At 44.1% G+C, this 15,937-nt stretch carries 14 protein-coding genes; 5 read left to right on the top strand and 9 right to left on the bottom strand.

Annotated elements, in window-relative coordinates; genetic code table 11:
• Positions 1-178 precede the first annotated feature (178 nt).
• A complete protein-coding gene (locus tag ACED59_RS19790; RefSeq protein WP_009846263.1) occupies positions 179-898 on the top strand; it encodes an SDR family oxidoreductase in 720 nt (239 codons plus the stop codon).
• Positions 899-1,115: 217 nt separating this feature from the next.
• Here the strand turns inward: ACED59_RS19790 and ompW are convergent, their stop codons facing one another.
• Complete coding sequence (ompW, locus tag ACED59_RS19785; RefSeq protein WP_012601085.1) at positions 1,116-1,763, bottom strand: outer membrane protein OmpW; 648 nt, start codon at positions 1,761-1,763, stop codon at positions 1,116-1,118.
• Between the two features lie 400 nt (positions 1,764-2,163).
• On the opposite strand from ompW, the gene glgC reads away from it, so the two are divergent.
• The 3 genes from glgC to ACED59_RS19770 all read left to right on the top strand — a co-directional run bounded on the left by glgC (position 2,164) and on the right by ACED59_RS19770 (position 5,093).
• The gene (gene glgC, locus ACED59_RS19780) at positions 2,164-3,384 is read left to right on the top strand and encodes a glucose-1-phosphate adenylyltransferase (RefSeq protein WP_029223955.1); all 1,221 of its coding nucleotides are present in this window, start codon (positions 2,164-2,166) and stop codon (positions 3,382-3,384) included.
• Positions 3,385-3,826: 442 nt separating this feature from the next.
• On the top strand, positions 3,827-4,183 hold the full coding sequence (gene hpf, locus ACED59_RS19775) for a ribosome hibernation-promoting factor, HPF/YfiA family (protein WP_009846260.1): 357 nt from the start codon (positions 3,827-3,829) through the stop codon (positions 4,181-4,183).
• Between the two features lie 115 nt (positions 4,184-4,298).
• Positions 4,299-5,093, top strand: coding sequence for an HAD-IIB family hydrolase (locus ACED59_RS19770; RefSeq protein ID WP_017097991.1), 795 nt, complete (start codon positions 4,299-4,301; stop codon positions 5,091-5,093).
• Positions 5,094-5,249: 156 nt separating this feature from the next.
• Here ACED59_RS19770 and phnE (ACED59_RS19765) read toward each other — a convergent pair whose 3' ends face one another.
• From phnE (ACED59_RS19765) to ACED59_RS19735, 7 genes are all read right to left on the bottom strand, one after another.
• Positions 5,250-6,053: a phosphonate ABC transporter, permease protein PhnE gene (phnE, locus tag ACED59_RS19765; protein ID WP_017097992.1), complete on the bottom strand. Its 804-nt coding sequence runs from the start codon at positions 6,051-6,053 to the stop codon at positions 5,250-5,252.
• A complete protein-coding gene (gene phnE / locus ACED59_RS19760) occupies positions 6,053-6,877 on the bottom strand; it encodes a phosphonate ABC transporter, permease protein PhnE (RefSeq protein WP_017097993.1) in 825 nt (274 codons plus the stop codon). The genes phnE (ACED59_RS19765) and phnE (ACED59_RS19760) overlap by 1 nt, the downstream gene beginning before the upstream one ends.
• Complete coding sequence (gene phnC / locus ACED59_RS19755) at positions 6,865-7,635, bottom strand: phosphonate ABC transporter ATP-binding protein (protein WP_004732991.1); 771 nt, start codon at positions 7,633-7,635, stop codon at positions 6,865-6,867. The genes phnE (ACED59_RS19760) and phnC overlap by 13 nt, the downstream gene beginning before the upstream one ends.
• Before the next feature lie 128 nt (positions 7,636-7,763).
• Positions 7,764-8,804, bottom strand: coding sequence for a phosphate/phosphite/phosphonate ABC transporter substrate-binding protein (gene phnD / locus ACED59_RS19750; RefSeq protein ID WP_004732989.1), 1,041 nt, complete (start codon positions 8,802-8,804; stop codon positions 7,764-7,766).
• A 299-nt stretch (positions 8,805-9,103) separates the two neighbouring features.
• Positions 9,104-10,324 carry a glycerophosphodiester phosphodiesterase family protein gene (locus tag ACED59_RS19745; protein ID WP_029223956.1) on the bottom strand — a complete coding sequence of 407 codons (1,221 nt, stop codon included), beginning with the start codon at positions 10,322-10,324 and terminating at the stop codon, positions 9,104-9,106.
• Positions 10,325-10,599: 275 nt separating this feature from the next.
• Positions 10,600-11,952, bottom strand: a complete 1,353-nt coding sequence (locus tag ACED59_RS19740; RefSeq protein WP_069595562.1) for a sigma-54 dependent transcriptional regulator — start codon at positions 11,950-11,952, stop codon at positions 10,600-10,602.
• On the bottom strand, positions 11,949-13,922 hold the full coding sequence (locus ACED59_RS19735; protein ID WP_371705087.1) for an ATP-binding protein: 1,974 nt from the start codon (positions 13,920-13,922) through the stop codon (positions 11,949-11,951). The genes ACED59_RS19740 and ACED59_RS19735 overlap by 4 nt, the downstream gene beginning before the upstream one ends.
• Before the next feature lie 412 nt (positions 13,923-14,334).
• Between ACED59_RS19735 and ACED59_RS19730 the strand changes: the two genes are divergently transcribed.
• The gene (locus ACED59_RS19730) at positions 14,335-14,556 is read left to right on the top strand and encodes a GyrI-like domain-containing protein (protein WP_081326749.1); all 222 of its coding nucleotides are present in this window, start codon (positions 14,335-14,337) and stop codon (positions 14,554-14,556) included.
• 170 nt (positions 14,557-14,726) lie between these two features.
• Here the strand turns inward: ACED59_RS19730 and ACED59_RS19725 are convergent.
• A partial coding sequence (locus tag ACED59_RS19725; protein WP_371705088.1) for a hypothetical protein occupies positions 14,727-15,937 on the bottom strand: 1,211 nt, incomplete at its 5' end.

The raw sequence follows: 15,937 nt of genomic DNA, 5'->3' as shown, positions 1-15,937 counted from the left end.
GACGCCTTTATTGTTGCACCACAGCAACAGTGTTTCAAGTAAAGCGCTATATATCAACAATGCTATTTTCCTTAATATACTTCCATCGCAACGAAGCAAGGCAACAAGCACTTGATTCGAATGCACTTAAACAACACGTCGTAGCCAACCGACGCAATTAAAGTACAGAGGAAATAAAATGAAAAAACTAATCGTAATTACAGGAGCAAGCTCTGGTATTGGTGAAGCAATCGCTCGTCGTCTAAGCGATGAAGGTCACCCTCTGCTACTTTTAGCTCGTCGTGTTGACCGCCTTGAAGCGCTGAACCTACCAAACTCACTGTCAGTAAAAGTAGACGTAACAGACAAAGCGTCTTTTGATGCAGCAATCGCACAAGGTGAAGCGAAATTTGGCCCTGTAGACGCGCTTATCAACAACGCTGGTGCAATGCTTCTTGGTCAAATCGATACTCAAGACGCTCAAGAGTGGAAGACAATGTTCGACGTGAACGTGATTGGCCTTCTAAACGGCATGCAATCTGTACTTGCTCCTATGATGGAACGCAATACAGGTACTATCATCAACATCAGCTCAATCGCGGGTAAGAAAACATTCCCAAGCCACGCTGCTTACTGTGGTACTAAATTCGCGGTACACGCTATTTCTGAGAACGTTCGTGAAGAAGTAGCAGCTTCAAATGTTCGTGTTACCACTATCGCACCGGGTGCTGTAGAAACTGAACTTCTGTCTCACACTACATCTCAAGAAATCAAAGACGGTTACGATTCTTGGAAAGAAGACATGGGCGGCGTACTGGCTGCTGACGATATTGCTCGCGCGGTATCGTACGCTTACCAACAACCACAGAATGTATGTATCCGTGAGATTGCTCTAGCACCAACTAAGCAACAGCCATAGGCCTTTGCTATCGCTACTAAATAAGCGATGAACTAAAAAACGCCACTACTTAACAAGTAGTGGCGCTTTCGTTTTGGTGGTAACGATGATTGCAATCGCCACATCAATTTTTACTCATGCATGATTTGCTTGCGTTGTTTGTGACGTTGTTGATCAAAAGAAAAAAGCGCCCAAGCTGGCTGGTGCTTGAGCGCTTTTAACAAACTAAAGATGTTGATTAGAAGTTGTAACCACCACCAATCATGAATACCCATGGATCAATATCAACGTCTGTTGAGTACTGTTTCCCACCAGCCTTGTACTTGGCTGTAGTATCGATGTCTGCGTACCAGACGGATGCGTTTAAAAACCAGTCGTCGTTGATCATGTAATCCATGCCAACATTCGCAGCCAGTCCCCACGAATCATCAAGGGACAAGTCACTTAAACCAGCATCTTTAGCCGCACCATTAAGCTCTTCGTCAAAGAATACGGTGTAGTTAATACCAGCACCTACGTAAGGACGGAACTTGCTGTTTGCTTCGCCGAAGTAGTACTGAACCATCAACGTTGGTGGTAAATGTTTTGTCTCGGCGATATCACCTAAACCACCATGGTTTGTAGAAATTGTATGGGAGAACGGCGTCGCTGCAAGAATCTCGAGACTGATGTTATCTGTAAACATGTAGCCAAATGTCAATCCAAGTTGGGTGTTTGAATCCACACCAAATTTTGAACCCGATGTCTCCAAAACATCTCCACTGCTATCGTTAGGAGACACTATTGCGGCACCAGCACGGATGATGAAATCACCTTCTTTATGAGCAAAAGCACTAGTTGACATAAGAGCCGCAACAACCGCAATACCACATACTGTTTTTTTCATTATAATTTCCTTTTGAGGGCTTAATCGTTATTGGTGAATGAGTAATCATTTCTTATTTTGCGTGCAAGGTAGCATATAATAACCCTACTTTATTGATGGAAATCAATTTGTGAAAACTTGTGAGAACTTATGTGAATTTGCATCGACTTGATCACTTTATTGCTTCATTTTATTGACAGTTCTGTAATGCAACTTTCCCGTGCGTCATTTTGTTAATTTAACCCATTCACCTTGCCCGGGTCTGTTTGGATCAAAATAGAGCAAGCCAACACCTCGTACGCATCAACTTGGTGCAATCTCGCAGAATTCATTCTCATCTCGTTTAATATTCAATGAGTTACATTTGGCTCAGCGCTTGCAAGTCTATGTTCATAATCATAAATACATTGAGGTTCTGACCATGCAAGACACTCTAACAATCGTTCTGGCCGGCGGTGTTGGCTCTCGGCTTTCTCCCCTTACCGATAACCGTGCAAAACCTGCGGTACCTTTTGGCGGTAAATATCGAATCATCGATTTCACGCTCGCGAACTGCTTACACTCTGGGCTGCGCCAAATTTTGGTGCTGACTCAGTACAAGTCTCACTCTTTACAAAAACATTTAAGAGATGGTTGGTCGGTGCTTAACCCCGAGCTCGGCGAATACATCACCAATGTCCCCCCACAAATGCGTACAGGTGATAGTTGGTATAGCGGTACTGCCGATGCGATTTATCAAAACTTGTATCTGCTTTCTCGTAGCGAAGCTAAGCATGTAGTGGTGTTATCAGGCGACCATATCTATCGCATGGATTACGCGCCAATGCTCAAGCAACATAAAAAGAACGAGGCCGATCTAACCGTAGCGTGCATGGAGGTTTCGATTGATGAAGCCAAAGAATTTGGTGTGATGGAGATAGATGAATCTCTAGAGATCAATAACTTTACCGAAAAGCCACATTACCCTGCATGTGTCCCCGGTAGGCCGACTCGAAGCATGGCTTCAATGGGTATTTACGTCTTTGATAAAGAGGTGTTAACACAAGCGCTACTGGCGGATGCCGAAGATCCGAATTCAAGCCATGATTTCGGTAAAGACATTATTCCTAAATTGGTCGGCAACAACAGTGTTTACGCGTATAAGTTTGGCGACGAAGAAGGCCGAGTGACCCAAGATGCGTACTGGAGAGATGTGGGTACCATCGACTCTTACTACCAGTCTAATATGGATCTGTTAAAGCCAGCCTCACCTATCGATTTATACCAACCAGATTGGGCGATTCGCACCTACGAGCCGCAACTGCCACCTGCACGCACCATTGCTTCTGTAGAAGGAAACCAAGGAATATTCATCAACTCAATGATCGCGAATGGGGTGGTGATCGAAGGCGGCTCTGCGCAAAACTCTATATTCTTTCCTAAAGTGAAAGTCAGTAATGCCGCGATTGTGATTGATAGTATTCTGTTTGAAGATGTTGAGATTGGGAAAAATTGCCACATACAAAACTGCATCATAGATAAGAACGTCAAAGTGCCAGATGGCACCCAAATCGGTATTGATAACCTTGCCGACGCTAAACGCTTTCACATATCGAAACAAGGCGTCATTGTGGTGCCCTCTTCTTACCAATTTGAAGAATAGCTATTGCTAAAACCAGATGGCGCTATAAAGGCAACCAAGAGTTGCCTTATTCAATAGTCGCATTCACGGAGCTTTGCTTTTTTATATAAACCATACTTTTTATATCAACTGCAGTGATTTAATAAGAAAGCAATATCGGCATCAAACTAGCAATGATTTATAAAACTTAAACTAGAATAAGTATTTGAGCTGACGTTTGGTTAAGGCGATAAAACCTAGGCTGGCAAGGTAGATTAGAGGAATGCTTCGCGAGTGAGGTATTTTTGAACATGTATTGAAAACACGAAACATAATATGCGATCAGTTCTTCGGACTTTCAAGGGAGTAAAGGGAGATTATTTGATAACACTGAAGTGAATCACACATGTGCTATTTCGCAGTTGGTTAAACTAACCGATGTTTGCTACGTTTAAATGACACAGTCATTGGAAAGGTATGATTTATGAAAATAAATGTTCAAACACATCATGTATCAATTAACGACGAGTCACGCAAAGACATCGAAGGTAAATTCGAGAAGATATCTAACCATTTCCCATCACTGATCAGCTGCGACATCATCATCACAAAAGAACATGGTCAACACCAGGTTGAAGTGTTCACCAACTACGAAGGTGTACGTGTAAACGCAAAAGCTACAGATGACGTTATGTATCCAGCTATCGCTTCAGCACTCAAGAAACTTGAAGCAGGCCTAAGTAACCGTAAGGGACAATTGAAATCAGACTTACACGAGAAACCAACGAGCACGAAGCCAGAAATTGCTTCAGACATCATCCAAGAGATGAAACTGGTATAACTCGACTAATAGTTAAAGCGCACTGACGAATAGAAGCGCACAAGAATTCCAAAGCCAGCATGAGTTGCTGGCTTTTTCGATCTACACCTCAATCAGTGGAATAGTGAGTTTTTAGATGGAACACCAACTAGGCAATAATTGGAAGCACATCGAATGGGTATTAACCGACGTCGATGACACGCTCACTTGGCAAGGCTCACTCCCTCCTGAAACCTTGATTGCGTTACAAAAGCTAAGAGACAATGGAATCAAAGTGGTCGCGGTGACTGGCGCTTGTGCGGGTTGGTGTGATCATATTGCACAACTATGGCCTGTCGATGCTGTGCTTGGAGAGAACGGCGCCTTCTTATTAGAGAAACAAGATGGTGCATTACAGCTTTCATCGGAAACACCACTAGAGCAAGTGCGCCAGAGCCAAACCAAGCTAAAACAACAAGTTGAAGCGATCTTGGCGAGTTACCCAGATCTATCCCTAACTCTGGACCAATCTTACCGCTTGTGTGAGGTCGCGATTGATATCGGCCAAAACCGTGAACCTGTTGACCCTGAAATAGTGCAAGTGGTACTTAAAAGAATACATGCTTTAGGCGCACACGCGACGGCAAGTTCGATTCATATCAATGCTTGGTATGGCGAGCACTCAAAGAAAAATGCAGTACATCGTTTTCTGGCTAATAAAGGCTTATCGCTTGAACAAATCCACAAGCAAGCGTGTTATGTCGGCGATTCAATGAATGATCAACAGATGTTCGAATCACTACAGCTCACCGTTGGCGTGGCTAACATTCGGCATTATTGGGATAAACTAGATCATCATCCAAACAAGGTGATGTCACAACCGGGTGGCTATGGGTTTGCAGAATTTGTGGATGCTCTTCTGACGCTTAAAACTGAGACAGCGAAAAGCTAACCATCCTTGTCTAAACAAGCTTTCTGCCCATTCAAACAACATAAAAAAACGACCGCTAGGTAGACCGAAGTACCTAGGGTCGTTTGAGCTTCAAAATGCTAGATAAGCTCTTAACTTTGACACATCACACAAAACACGCTGCATTGCACCATATGTTTATATGAGTTTATTACGGATATGGATCACCACCGCTTCTGCAACGATAACCACTGCGAAGATACTCACCAACACCATTGATACTTTCTGCCACTCAAAAAGGTTCTGCGCGTCGTTTAGCACCACGCCAATACCACCAGCGCCCACTAACCCCAATACCGCAGATTCACGTACATTGATGTCCCAACGGAACAGTACGATGGAATAGAACGCTGGCATCACTTGTGGCCAATAACCTTTCAGTAAAACGCTCATCCACGAAGCACCAGTCGCGCGTAAAGCTTCAATAGGCCCCATGTTCACTTCAGCAATTGCTTCCGCTAACAGCTTCCCTACAAAGCCGATACTGCGAATGGCAATCGCCATAATGCCTGCGAGAACACCGGGGCCAAACAGTGCGATGAACAGCAATGCCCAAACCAATGAGTTCACAGAACGTGAAGACACCAGAAAGAATTGAGCAATCCAGTTCAAGGCTTTATTCGGAGTGATATTTGGCGCGTTCATAAGTGCCAAAGGGATCGCAAATACCAAGGTAAACAAAGTACCTAACGTCGCGATGTGCAGTGTCTCAATCATCGCTGCGTGAATCGACTCAGGATAGAACGCGTAGTCCATTGGTACCATTCGTTCGAACATGTCAGCAAACTGGGCTGGCGCGTCATATAGAAACTCAGGAATCACTTCAACAGTTTGCCAAGACCAAACAATCGCACACACTAAGCTAAGGTAAACGGCAAATCGAGCCACGCGTTCGTTTGGTGTAAAGCGCTGCCACTCTTTATCGATAGATGCAGTTGTCATTAGAAGATTCTCCTAACAATGTTGGAAAGAAATTCACCCACAAGAATCAATGCGATAATGGTGATCAAAATAGCGGCAACGAAGTCGTAATCAAAACGTTGGAATGCTGAGAAAAGCGTACCGCCAAGACCACCCGCACCCACGATGCCAACCATGGTTGAGTTTCGTAAGTTTGAGTCCAATTGGTAGCTAGCAAAGCCAATGAAACGAGTAAATACCTGTGGCATAACCGCGTACAGAATGACGCTGACAAAGCTCGCCCCCGTTGCTTTAATCGCTTCAACCGGTTTAAAAGAGATCTCTTCAATGGCTTCAGCGAAAAGCTTGGCAATAAAACCAATCGATGCGAAGACCAAAGTCAGGATCCCAGCAAGGGCACCGAAACCCACCGCTTTCACAAATAGAATGGCAATGATCACTGGGTGGAAAGAGCGACACAGTGCGATGAAGCCACGAATAGGTGTCGATACAATCGAAGGCATCATGTTTCGTGCGGCAAGTAAGCCAAGAAACAGTGAAATGATGATCCCGAAGAAGCTCGAAATGATCGCTATCTGTAAGCTCTCCGCTAAGCCACTTAGCAGTAGATTAGTACGCGAGAAATCTGGCGGGAACATTCTTGATAGTAACCGCTCACTTTCACCAAAACCGATGATCAAACGATCAAAGGTCAGCCCTAACGTCGAGAAACTGTAAAACAGATAAGCAACTATCGCAGCGATAATGGCTCGGTTAGTCCATGAGGTTTTGAACGGGTTTTCATGCTTCGCTGGCGATGTGCTTGATGAAACGCTTGGCGACGAGTTTGGGTTTAATCCAGCCATGACTCACCCCCATAAATGATTTTTAGGTCTTCTTCTGAAATACCTTCAGGGCTGCCATCGTAATGCACCTTGCCATTACACATGCCGATGATGCGCTTGGCATAACGCTTGGCTAAGTTCACATCGTGGATGTTAACCAACACGGGAATGTTTTTCTGTTCTGCGAATGTCTCCATCAACTCCATGATCTCAACCGCTGTTTTCGGGTCGAGTGATGACGTCGGTTCATCCGCCAATAAGATATATGGGTCTTGCATAACGGCGCGAGCGATACCGACACGCTGTCTTTGGCCGCCCGATAAACTGTCGGCACGTTGGTTAGCAAAGTCTTGCAGGCCAACAAATTCAAGTAACTCGAACGCTTTGGCGAGGTCTTGCGCAGAGTAGTTACGACGCCATGCATTCCAAGCGGTCATGTAACCCAAACGGCCACTCAACACGTTCTCGATAACCGTTAAACGTTCCACGAGGTTATATTCTTGAAACACCATACCGATATGTCGACGCTGTTTACGTAGCGCTTGGCCTTTTAGTTGAGTCAGGTCTGCGCCATCAAATATGATCTCACCTTGGCTTGGATCGTTGAGTCGGTTGATACAGCGCAGAAGCGTACTTTTACCGGTACCAGATGGACCAATGATCGCGATGATACCTGGCTCATCGATATCAATATTAATGCCTTTAAGGATTGGCTTGCCCGCCACGTATTCGTGGAAAAGGTTGTTTATCTTTATTCCTTCATAGCTTGCTACGGCCATACTGCATTTCCTTGTGCGAATTTTAGAATGATCTATGCCCTACCCGCGAGGGCATAGATATTTAGTTGAAGTAGGTGTTTTTAAAGAACTAAGTCTTTCGAAAACTTAGTCTTCAAATAGAAAAAGAACTAGCCGTTGTTTGCTTGTTTTGCTAGCTCAGCGGCTTTTTTCTTCGCGCGTTTAGCCGCATCTTTTTCAGCTAACTTCTTAAGGCCAGTTTTGGTGTAAGCCGTACCTGTCGCATGAGCGATATCACGAATTACATCCCACTCTTCTTTGTAGCTGATTGGCGAGAAACGGTCGGCACCTTTAAACGATGCGCTCATTTCTGGTGTAAAGCGGTAGCTAAAGAAAGCCTCGTTGATCTTCTCAACCAGCTCTGGTTTTAGGTTATAAGCATAGCCAAACGCAGACGTTGGGAAGCGTGGGCTACGGTAGATGATCTTCAGTTCAGAATCGTCAACACGACCTGCTGCTACCATACGATCGTACACGTCCGATGCCACAGGTGCTGCGTCATAATCTCCATTGAAGACGCCTAGAATCGATTGGTCATGCTTACCTGAGTAAAGCACTTTGTAATCTTCATCTGGCACTAGGCCTTTCGCAGGGAATAACGCACGAGGAGCGAGGTTGCCAGAGTTGGAAGATGCAGAAGTGTGTGCAACCTTTTTGCCTTTCAGATCAGACATTTTGTTAATGCCGCTGTCTTTACGAACAATCGTGATTAGGTTGTAGCCTTGGAAGCCAGACTCATCGCCCTTCACCGCAATTGGAACGTAACCTGCTAAATTAACTGCGTAGCCTGTTGGGCCCGTAGAGAAACCTGCAACATGCAGTCGACCAGAACGCATCGCTTCTACTTGTGCAGAGTTTGAGTGCACCGTGTAGTAAATCACTCGCTTACCTGTAATTTTACTTAGGTGCGCTTGGAAGTCGGCAAATGCATCTTTGTATAACGCAGGATCTTCTACCGGAGTGTAAGTAAACACAAGCGTACTTGGATCGTTCCACTCATCTGGATTCTTTGGTGAATCGGCGACCAAATCTTGGTTTTCATCACAGTATCGATCGTCTAACACACCACGGCTAGAGCAGTCGCTTGCCATAGCCATTGAAGGAAGTAGTAATGAGCTAGCGATTAACAGTCCTTTAACACTGATTTTCATATTCAAACCTTACTTTTACTTATTGTTGAAAGTCACCTTCGTTATTGCAGCCTTTGTGCCACTTTTTTATACCTGTAATTTCAGTAACTTAAATAAAACCCCACACTTTCAAATTACTTTTGAGTCATAAGTGTCCAACTAAAAACTCATCATTTGGGTCATTTATGTCCCACCAATTTCGGTGGTAAAAAAGAGCCCGAAGGCCCTTTGGTTCACTGCTTTTTCTCTTATTATTCTTTGGCTAAGCGCTCTCTATACAAACGCTATAATTATCGATGTAACAGCGCGCTCTGAATCGCCTAAGCGTCGCTGTCCATACAGTTAGCGTAGTAAGTTACCGTTGCTGGCCAGTCGCTGAATACACCCATAACACCAACATCTTGCGCCAGTACATCAAGCATTTTCATCATGTCGCCATCATTGTTGATACCATCTTTCACGCTTTGGTAATACCAACCGCCGCCTTGCGTTAGCGGGCCTGAACGTTCCAGTGTCCATGCAATAATCTCAAGATCAGCATCTTTTGCCAGTTTCGCGTAGTTAGACGCAACCAATTCGTTGTTCTCACCTAGCTCAACCAAAGCAAACAGAGGTGGCGCGATGATATTCACACCCGCATCGTGCAGTTCTTTCATGTTCTCCACAGACGCAACAAAGTCCGCTTGCTCATAGACACGGTCGTCAAGGTAAACGGCTTGCTTACCGAACTTAGGCGTCTCATTAACCCAGTACTTCACATCATCCAAGTTGAATGACTGTAGGTAAGTCTCTGAAGGCTCAAAACCCGCCTCTTTCAGCTCATCCACCAGCTTCTGCGCGTACATCTCTTGGCTAAAACCATTGAAAGGCATTTCTACCGCCGCCGATTTCAGCTCAGGAGTCACCTTCACGCCGTGCTCTTTAAACAATGCCGCACTTTCTGCGTGTGTCATCAGTGTGCCACTTTGGCTGTAAAGATCGGTTCTCCAACCTGGAGTCCCGTTCATGTACTCTTCAACCGTGGTGGCTTTTGGGTTCGCACCATCCATTTTACCTTTGAGCGTCTTAAACTCAGCCAGCGTGAAATCAGAAGTACGGCACTCAACCTGAGCATCTTCGCCTGTCGCTGGATTAGCTGGTGTAAACGGGGTTGAGCACTTCTTAGCGAGATCGGGATGCGCCAAAACATCGGTCGTCGTGTGCAGATCACTTTGCGAGTGACGGCATACCAACGCCTTATCTTTGGTGAAGGTCACATCACACTCGACAACGCCTGCGCCCATTTGAATCGCCGCTAAATAAGATTCCTTAGTGTGCTCAGGAAACTGCATCGCAGCTCCGCGATGTCCAATAGAAAAATCACTACGATGAAAAGGTCCTTCACTGCAACTCAACAGCTTGGTTTTCAAAGGGCTCTCATCCATATTGTTCACTAAAAAGAGGGGACGAGGACCTAAGTCGGCTGATTCTGCTGCGGCCCATGCCGTCATCGAGCTCACACCTAGTATCAGAGCAATCGAACCTTTCAGTATTTGCTTCATGTTTGTATCTCCTTGCAACAAGCAATTATTTTTCTAACTTCCTTTATTCGATCATTCGGTGTTGGATAGCTGTCATATATAGATAGCTGTCATATAGATTTTGACTCAGCACCGAATAACCTCATGTGAACGTATGCCACAATGTAGTGATTGCACGCATTGTGCCAAATGTTAAAGCCCTTTTATTACAATTACTTGAAACGGTTAACCATTCGACTAAAAGTTAAATGGGTCATTGTTGTCTTGTGCTTTTATTAAGCGAATGAATGAACCAGTTAGGCCTTGAAGCTCTCTTTATCCAATTGGTGTTTCTTCATTTTTCGATAAAGCGTTTTACGTGGCAGGTTCAGCTTGCTTGAGACCTCATTGATGTTGCCCGCGCTCTCTATCAACGCTTCGGTCAGTACATTTCGTTCGTACTGCTCCATCTGTTTTTCAAAGGCGAAATCTTCTCCGGACGACTCGCAAATCGGCGATTGAAGATCAAAGCCATCACCGACAATACCCAACACAAAACGATCAGCGACATTACGCAGCTCACGCACGTTACCCGGCCATTCGTGTCGACATAGCTGCTGTATTTGTTCAGGGTAAATCGTTGACGGACGCGTCTTGTATTTATGACTCGCTTGAATCACAAAATGGCGGAATAACACCTGAATGTCTTCTTTGCGTTGACGCAATGCGGGAAGGTTTAAGCTAGCAATATTAAGACGATAGAAGAGATCGGCTCTGAACTCCCCCGTTTCACTCAGGCTCGCGAGATCAGCTTTGCTGGCGGCTACCACCACAATATCGACCGGGATTAACTCGTTACCACCAACGCGCTCAATCATTCTTTCTTGAATGACGCGCAACAGTTTAATTTGCACCGCAATTGGCATGCTTTCGATTTCATCAAGGAACAGAGTTCCGCCATTGGCTTGTTCTATTTTTCCAATGCGCTTCTTGTTGGCACTGGTAAACGAACCCGCTTCATGACCAAACAACTCACTTTCGATAATGCTTTCAGTCATGCCGCCACAGTTGATCGCGACAAAGGGCTTCGCCTTACGACGGCTAAATTGATGCAAGGCGCGAGCAATCACCTCTTTGCCCGTTCCTGTTTCGCCGTTGATGATGGTATCAACACCAGTATGAGACAGTGCGAGCACTTGCTTGCGTATCGTATCCATCGCTTTTGATTGGCCAATAACCACCGTTTCAATCGGTAACTCAGCTTCCTCATCGCCGCCTATAATTGCAGGGCAGTTGTGCTGAGATTGTGCCAACGCTAAATCGAGCTTCTCTACCAACTCACTAGCATTCAGTGGTTTTTCTAAAAAGTCGAAAGCTCCTAGCTTCATTGCCTCTATCGCCATGGGAATATCGCCATGGCCACTCATCAACAAGACAGGGACGTTAGCGGCTCTATGTTGAATGGAACTCAGCAGCGTAAGTCCATCCACCTGTGGCATTCGTACATCACACAATACAACCGACTGGTTGTTTGCTTTGAGTGATTTAAGGCCAAGGTTAGGGTCGGTAAAGGCAGTGACGCTAAACCCTTCTAGTTCTAACATTTCACTCACGGCTTCAACGACATCGATTTCATCATCGATAAGAACTATGTGTTTTTCTGCAGTCATGAGGCTATGCCTTTTGGTAGAGTGACGATAAAAGTAGTGCCTTGGTGTTCAACCGATTCCACGTGAATCGAGCCGCCAAAGTCTTTTATGATGTTGTATGCGATAGACAAACCGAGCCCAAGCCCCTTACCTGTTGTCTTGCGGGTATAAAATGGGTCAAACAGATGCGGAATGTCCTCTTCAGGTATCCCTAACCCGTTGTCCATCACCAAAATCTGAATGGTATTCGAATGCTCTTGAGTAGAGATGCTGAGCTCTGGTTGCTCTCTATATTCGATGGCATCCAGAGCATTGCTGATCAAATTCACCAGAACCTGTTCTAAGCGAATGCTGTTAGCTCGAACCGTCTGGCTACTTTGGGGCGAATACAGAATCGACACAGCGCTCTGTCGGGTTTCAAACAGGTCAATCGCATCACCAATCACCTTCTCCAGTTCTACGTTATCAATCTTGCCATCGCTCTTACGTGAGAAGGCCTTTAGGTGACGAGTTATCGCTGCCACTTTATCTAACAAGACCTCGATCTTTTTCAGGTTCTCTTCTGCCCTGTCAGGCCTTTGCTTGCCTAACCATAATTGAGCACTTCGAACGTGACTGTTTACTGCCGTCAGAGGTTGATTGATCTCGTGCGTGATCCCGACACTTAATTGTCCCAACGCGGCTAATTTTCCGGCTTGGATTAACTCGTCTTGAGTCACTCGTAGTTTGGCTTCGGCTAAGGTGCGTTCTTCAACCTCTGCCTCTAATTTTCGATTGGTTTGCTTAACGACTTTGGCCGTGGTCTGGAATACCTTTAGGTACTTGGCCATTTGCGTCACTTCGTCTTTGCCACGAATAGAAACTTCGGTATCCAGATGACCGGTAGAAATCGCGAACATGTTGTCTTTGAGCTGTAAAAGCCTTTCTAAAATACTCTTACGCACGTAGAACCACGAAATGGCAGCGGCAGCCAACACGCTAAACAGAGAAAGAAAAAGAGAGAGTTGTTGGTTCGATTGTAAAGACAGCTGCGCCAGCTGAATCGATTGGTCAATATTGCTATTCACCTTGCTGGTGTTGCTTTCGATCTGCACGGTTAACTGATTCAAATGTTCACGGCTGTTTTGCAGGAAATATTGCTCTTGATAGAGATGATCGAGCGCTTTGTTTTTCATCCCATACAAGCTGCTATCACTAGAGGCGAGGTTATAGATCACTGTGAGTTGATGATCTAATTCAGGAAAATCACTTCTTAAATCACCACTGACCCAGAGCTTCCACCACTCTTCCCCGACTTGCTCTAGACGGTAGCTAGTGTAATCGAGCTCATTAAAGCTTGAGTCGTTATACAGCTTCTCTACCAAGCCTAATTGGTAATAAAGCAGAGACTTCAACTGGGTATATTGGATTTGATCTTTGGCTGACTCAGGCAAACTGTCGAGTGAATCACTGGCTTGCTGCAATAGAGGATAAAAGCCCTCAAGCAAATTACGAAGTTCTTGATTGAGTTGTTCTGACTCAATCTCACTTTGATACAACAGGCTCAGACTATTATTAACTTGGGTGATAAGATCTTTAAAATAGGCGTGATAATCAGGAAACTGAACCATAACGCTATTCATCACTGAAATGGCCTCTTCAATTTTAAGCATCGCCTGCTTACGTTCTAGATTAGATTCAGCGTCACTGAGCTGAGATGAGGTCGTGATAATCACACGCACCATATCATTGAGGCGTGCAGCGTTATCTAAGGCGGGGATTTCACTCTCTTTTAATTCGACAAGGCGTTGGTTTAAATCGGCAAAGGTGAAGCTCGATACAACTGACAGGAAGATGGTGGTCATCGATAACATAGCCAATGCCAACACCAAGCGCAGTTCAATGCCTTTCCAACCAAACCACTTACGACGCGGAATTTTGATCGAAAACGGGCGTTCAAAACTGTCTTTGTTTTCTATCACCTCGGAGACATGACTACTCACTCGCTCCACCTTCTCTCATCATAAAATCAACAGGATCCGTCAATGATTCAATCAGTTAGGTGGTTTACCTATTTGATCTTACATCTAATAGCTTTAGTAAAACTATTAAACGAAGAGTAATCATTAACATTTCACATAAGATATCATAACAATTATTTTATAAAGCTTGCGTGGTCTATTTTGCGATAATAGAAAGTGACCGCACCGACAGAAACGTGATTACTTTATCAATCCCTGTCGGAGGACATTTTAGTTTGAGCACTTCCAATAACGTCTGATCATTTATCATAGAGATTGATCGTATTGGGCTTATTATTCGCAAAACGGTCTTGAATCTAAACTTTCAGACAAATTAGCAATAATGGAAAATCATTGAGTCTCGCAGTGTAGGACACTACCTATGTCGAAATAGGATGGATGTATCGATCGCAAGACAATCTTAGATGGCAAATATGCCAAGGCCTTGCACAAAGGTACTTACGAGAAACTCTCTGAAGCATACCGTTATTTACTCTTGAAATGGCTACCAGACAGTGGGTTTGAACTGCGAGACCAACCATGCTTTGAGGTGTACCTGAATCGAGACCCAAGACGAACTAAACCTGAGAATTTGAAAACCGAAATCTATATTCCGATCAAGTAACTGAGAGAGCTTCCCTTAAGTCAAATCAATCACGGCTGGCTCATTTTTGCCCCAAAATGATTTGCAAGTTGGGCCATAGCGAATGATGGAATTCTGATTATGGAATACTTAAGCTAATGGGGCAAAAAGCAAGACCTGAACCTAGTCACTGTATTAAATACCCATTTACATTAGTTGTTTTCCAAAGGCGTCAACACACTCAATATATCCACACAATAAACATACGCTTCAAATGCTTGGTACAAATTATCTTTAGGTACAGTGGCTATCCTCCCGTGAACTAAATCATTTCTGACATCCTGCCCTTTCACTTTATAAATACAAGAGTTAAGCCTTTTTCTTTGAGCACCAGTTACTGTCGATATATTACTTAGAAACTTAATCTGTGCCGATATAGAAGGCATCATATTCCCATGCGGTAGCTCTTGCAATTCAGACGCAATGAATAGTTTGCAGTCCAAACATTTAGAACGCCCTTCTAAAAATTCAGTCAATTCTGGCATCTTTTGCGACTCATTAGCCAGTTTATCTAAATAGTGTGCAATCGCTGACTCCAAAGCAGAATTCAATATATAAAAGGCTTTAACATCTTCACCTCTATCTCTCGCAATACAAGCTTGGCCATGAAGCTTTTCAAAAAGATGCAAACTTTCGCTAGTTAGAACATTATGGATTTGTTCTGGGTTTAAGACTTGCTTCGACAGAATGCTAGCGACAGATAAGCTTCCCATACTGAAATGTAACGTACTGTTTAGGCGATCATTATTATGCGTATACTGCTCAATGGACACGTTTCCGAGATCATCTTCAGCCAACTCCGCTATTCTCATAGTAGGTTCTGCAATTTTGATCTTTAATATTAATTCATTGACAAAATTTAAGCAGAAGTCTGTATGAACTTCCATTTTCCCATCAATACATGGTCCACACCAATGCCTATCAGTAACAGTATACCCAGTCATCTTTAGTGATATCTCTGAGAAAAATCTGTCACCGACTTTTGAGACTACCGTGGAGTCTGAAAATGATTTAACCGTGAATGTTTGCAAGTTTTGAGTGTTAACCTCGTACTCACCATCAGGTATTGGGAGAGAGAATGCGAACTTAAACTTAATTATGTAGTAAGGGGACAGACCTTTCAGAGCCTCTCTAGATAACCGTATGTATTTACGTACTTGGTCGTCAAACTCGTCATTTGTCTTTACTTTTGATGCCCAGAGCTCGAGCTGAACGACAGCATTATGGAGATCCAACTTAGTACAATCGCCTAAGTAATACTGAATTAAAGTAGCTCTTAAATTACTGTAAACATAACAGACTTGATTATGATCTGCTCCAGTAAGACTGGACACCGCATTAAGCGACATATTGTTTTTCAAAG

It is taken from the genome of Vibrio sp. FF266 (assembly GCF_041439695.1).
Classification (GTDB): domain Bacteria; phylum Pseudomonadota; class Gammaproteobacteria; order Enterobacterales; family Vibrionaceae; genus Vibrio; species Vibrio tasmaniensis_A.
Note: the sequence above shows the minus strand (reverse complement) of the source record. Positions and strands in the feature narration are given on the sequence as shown.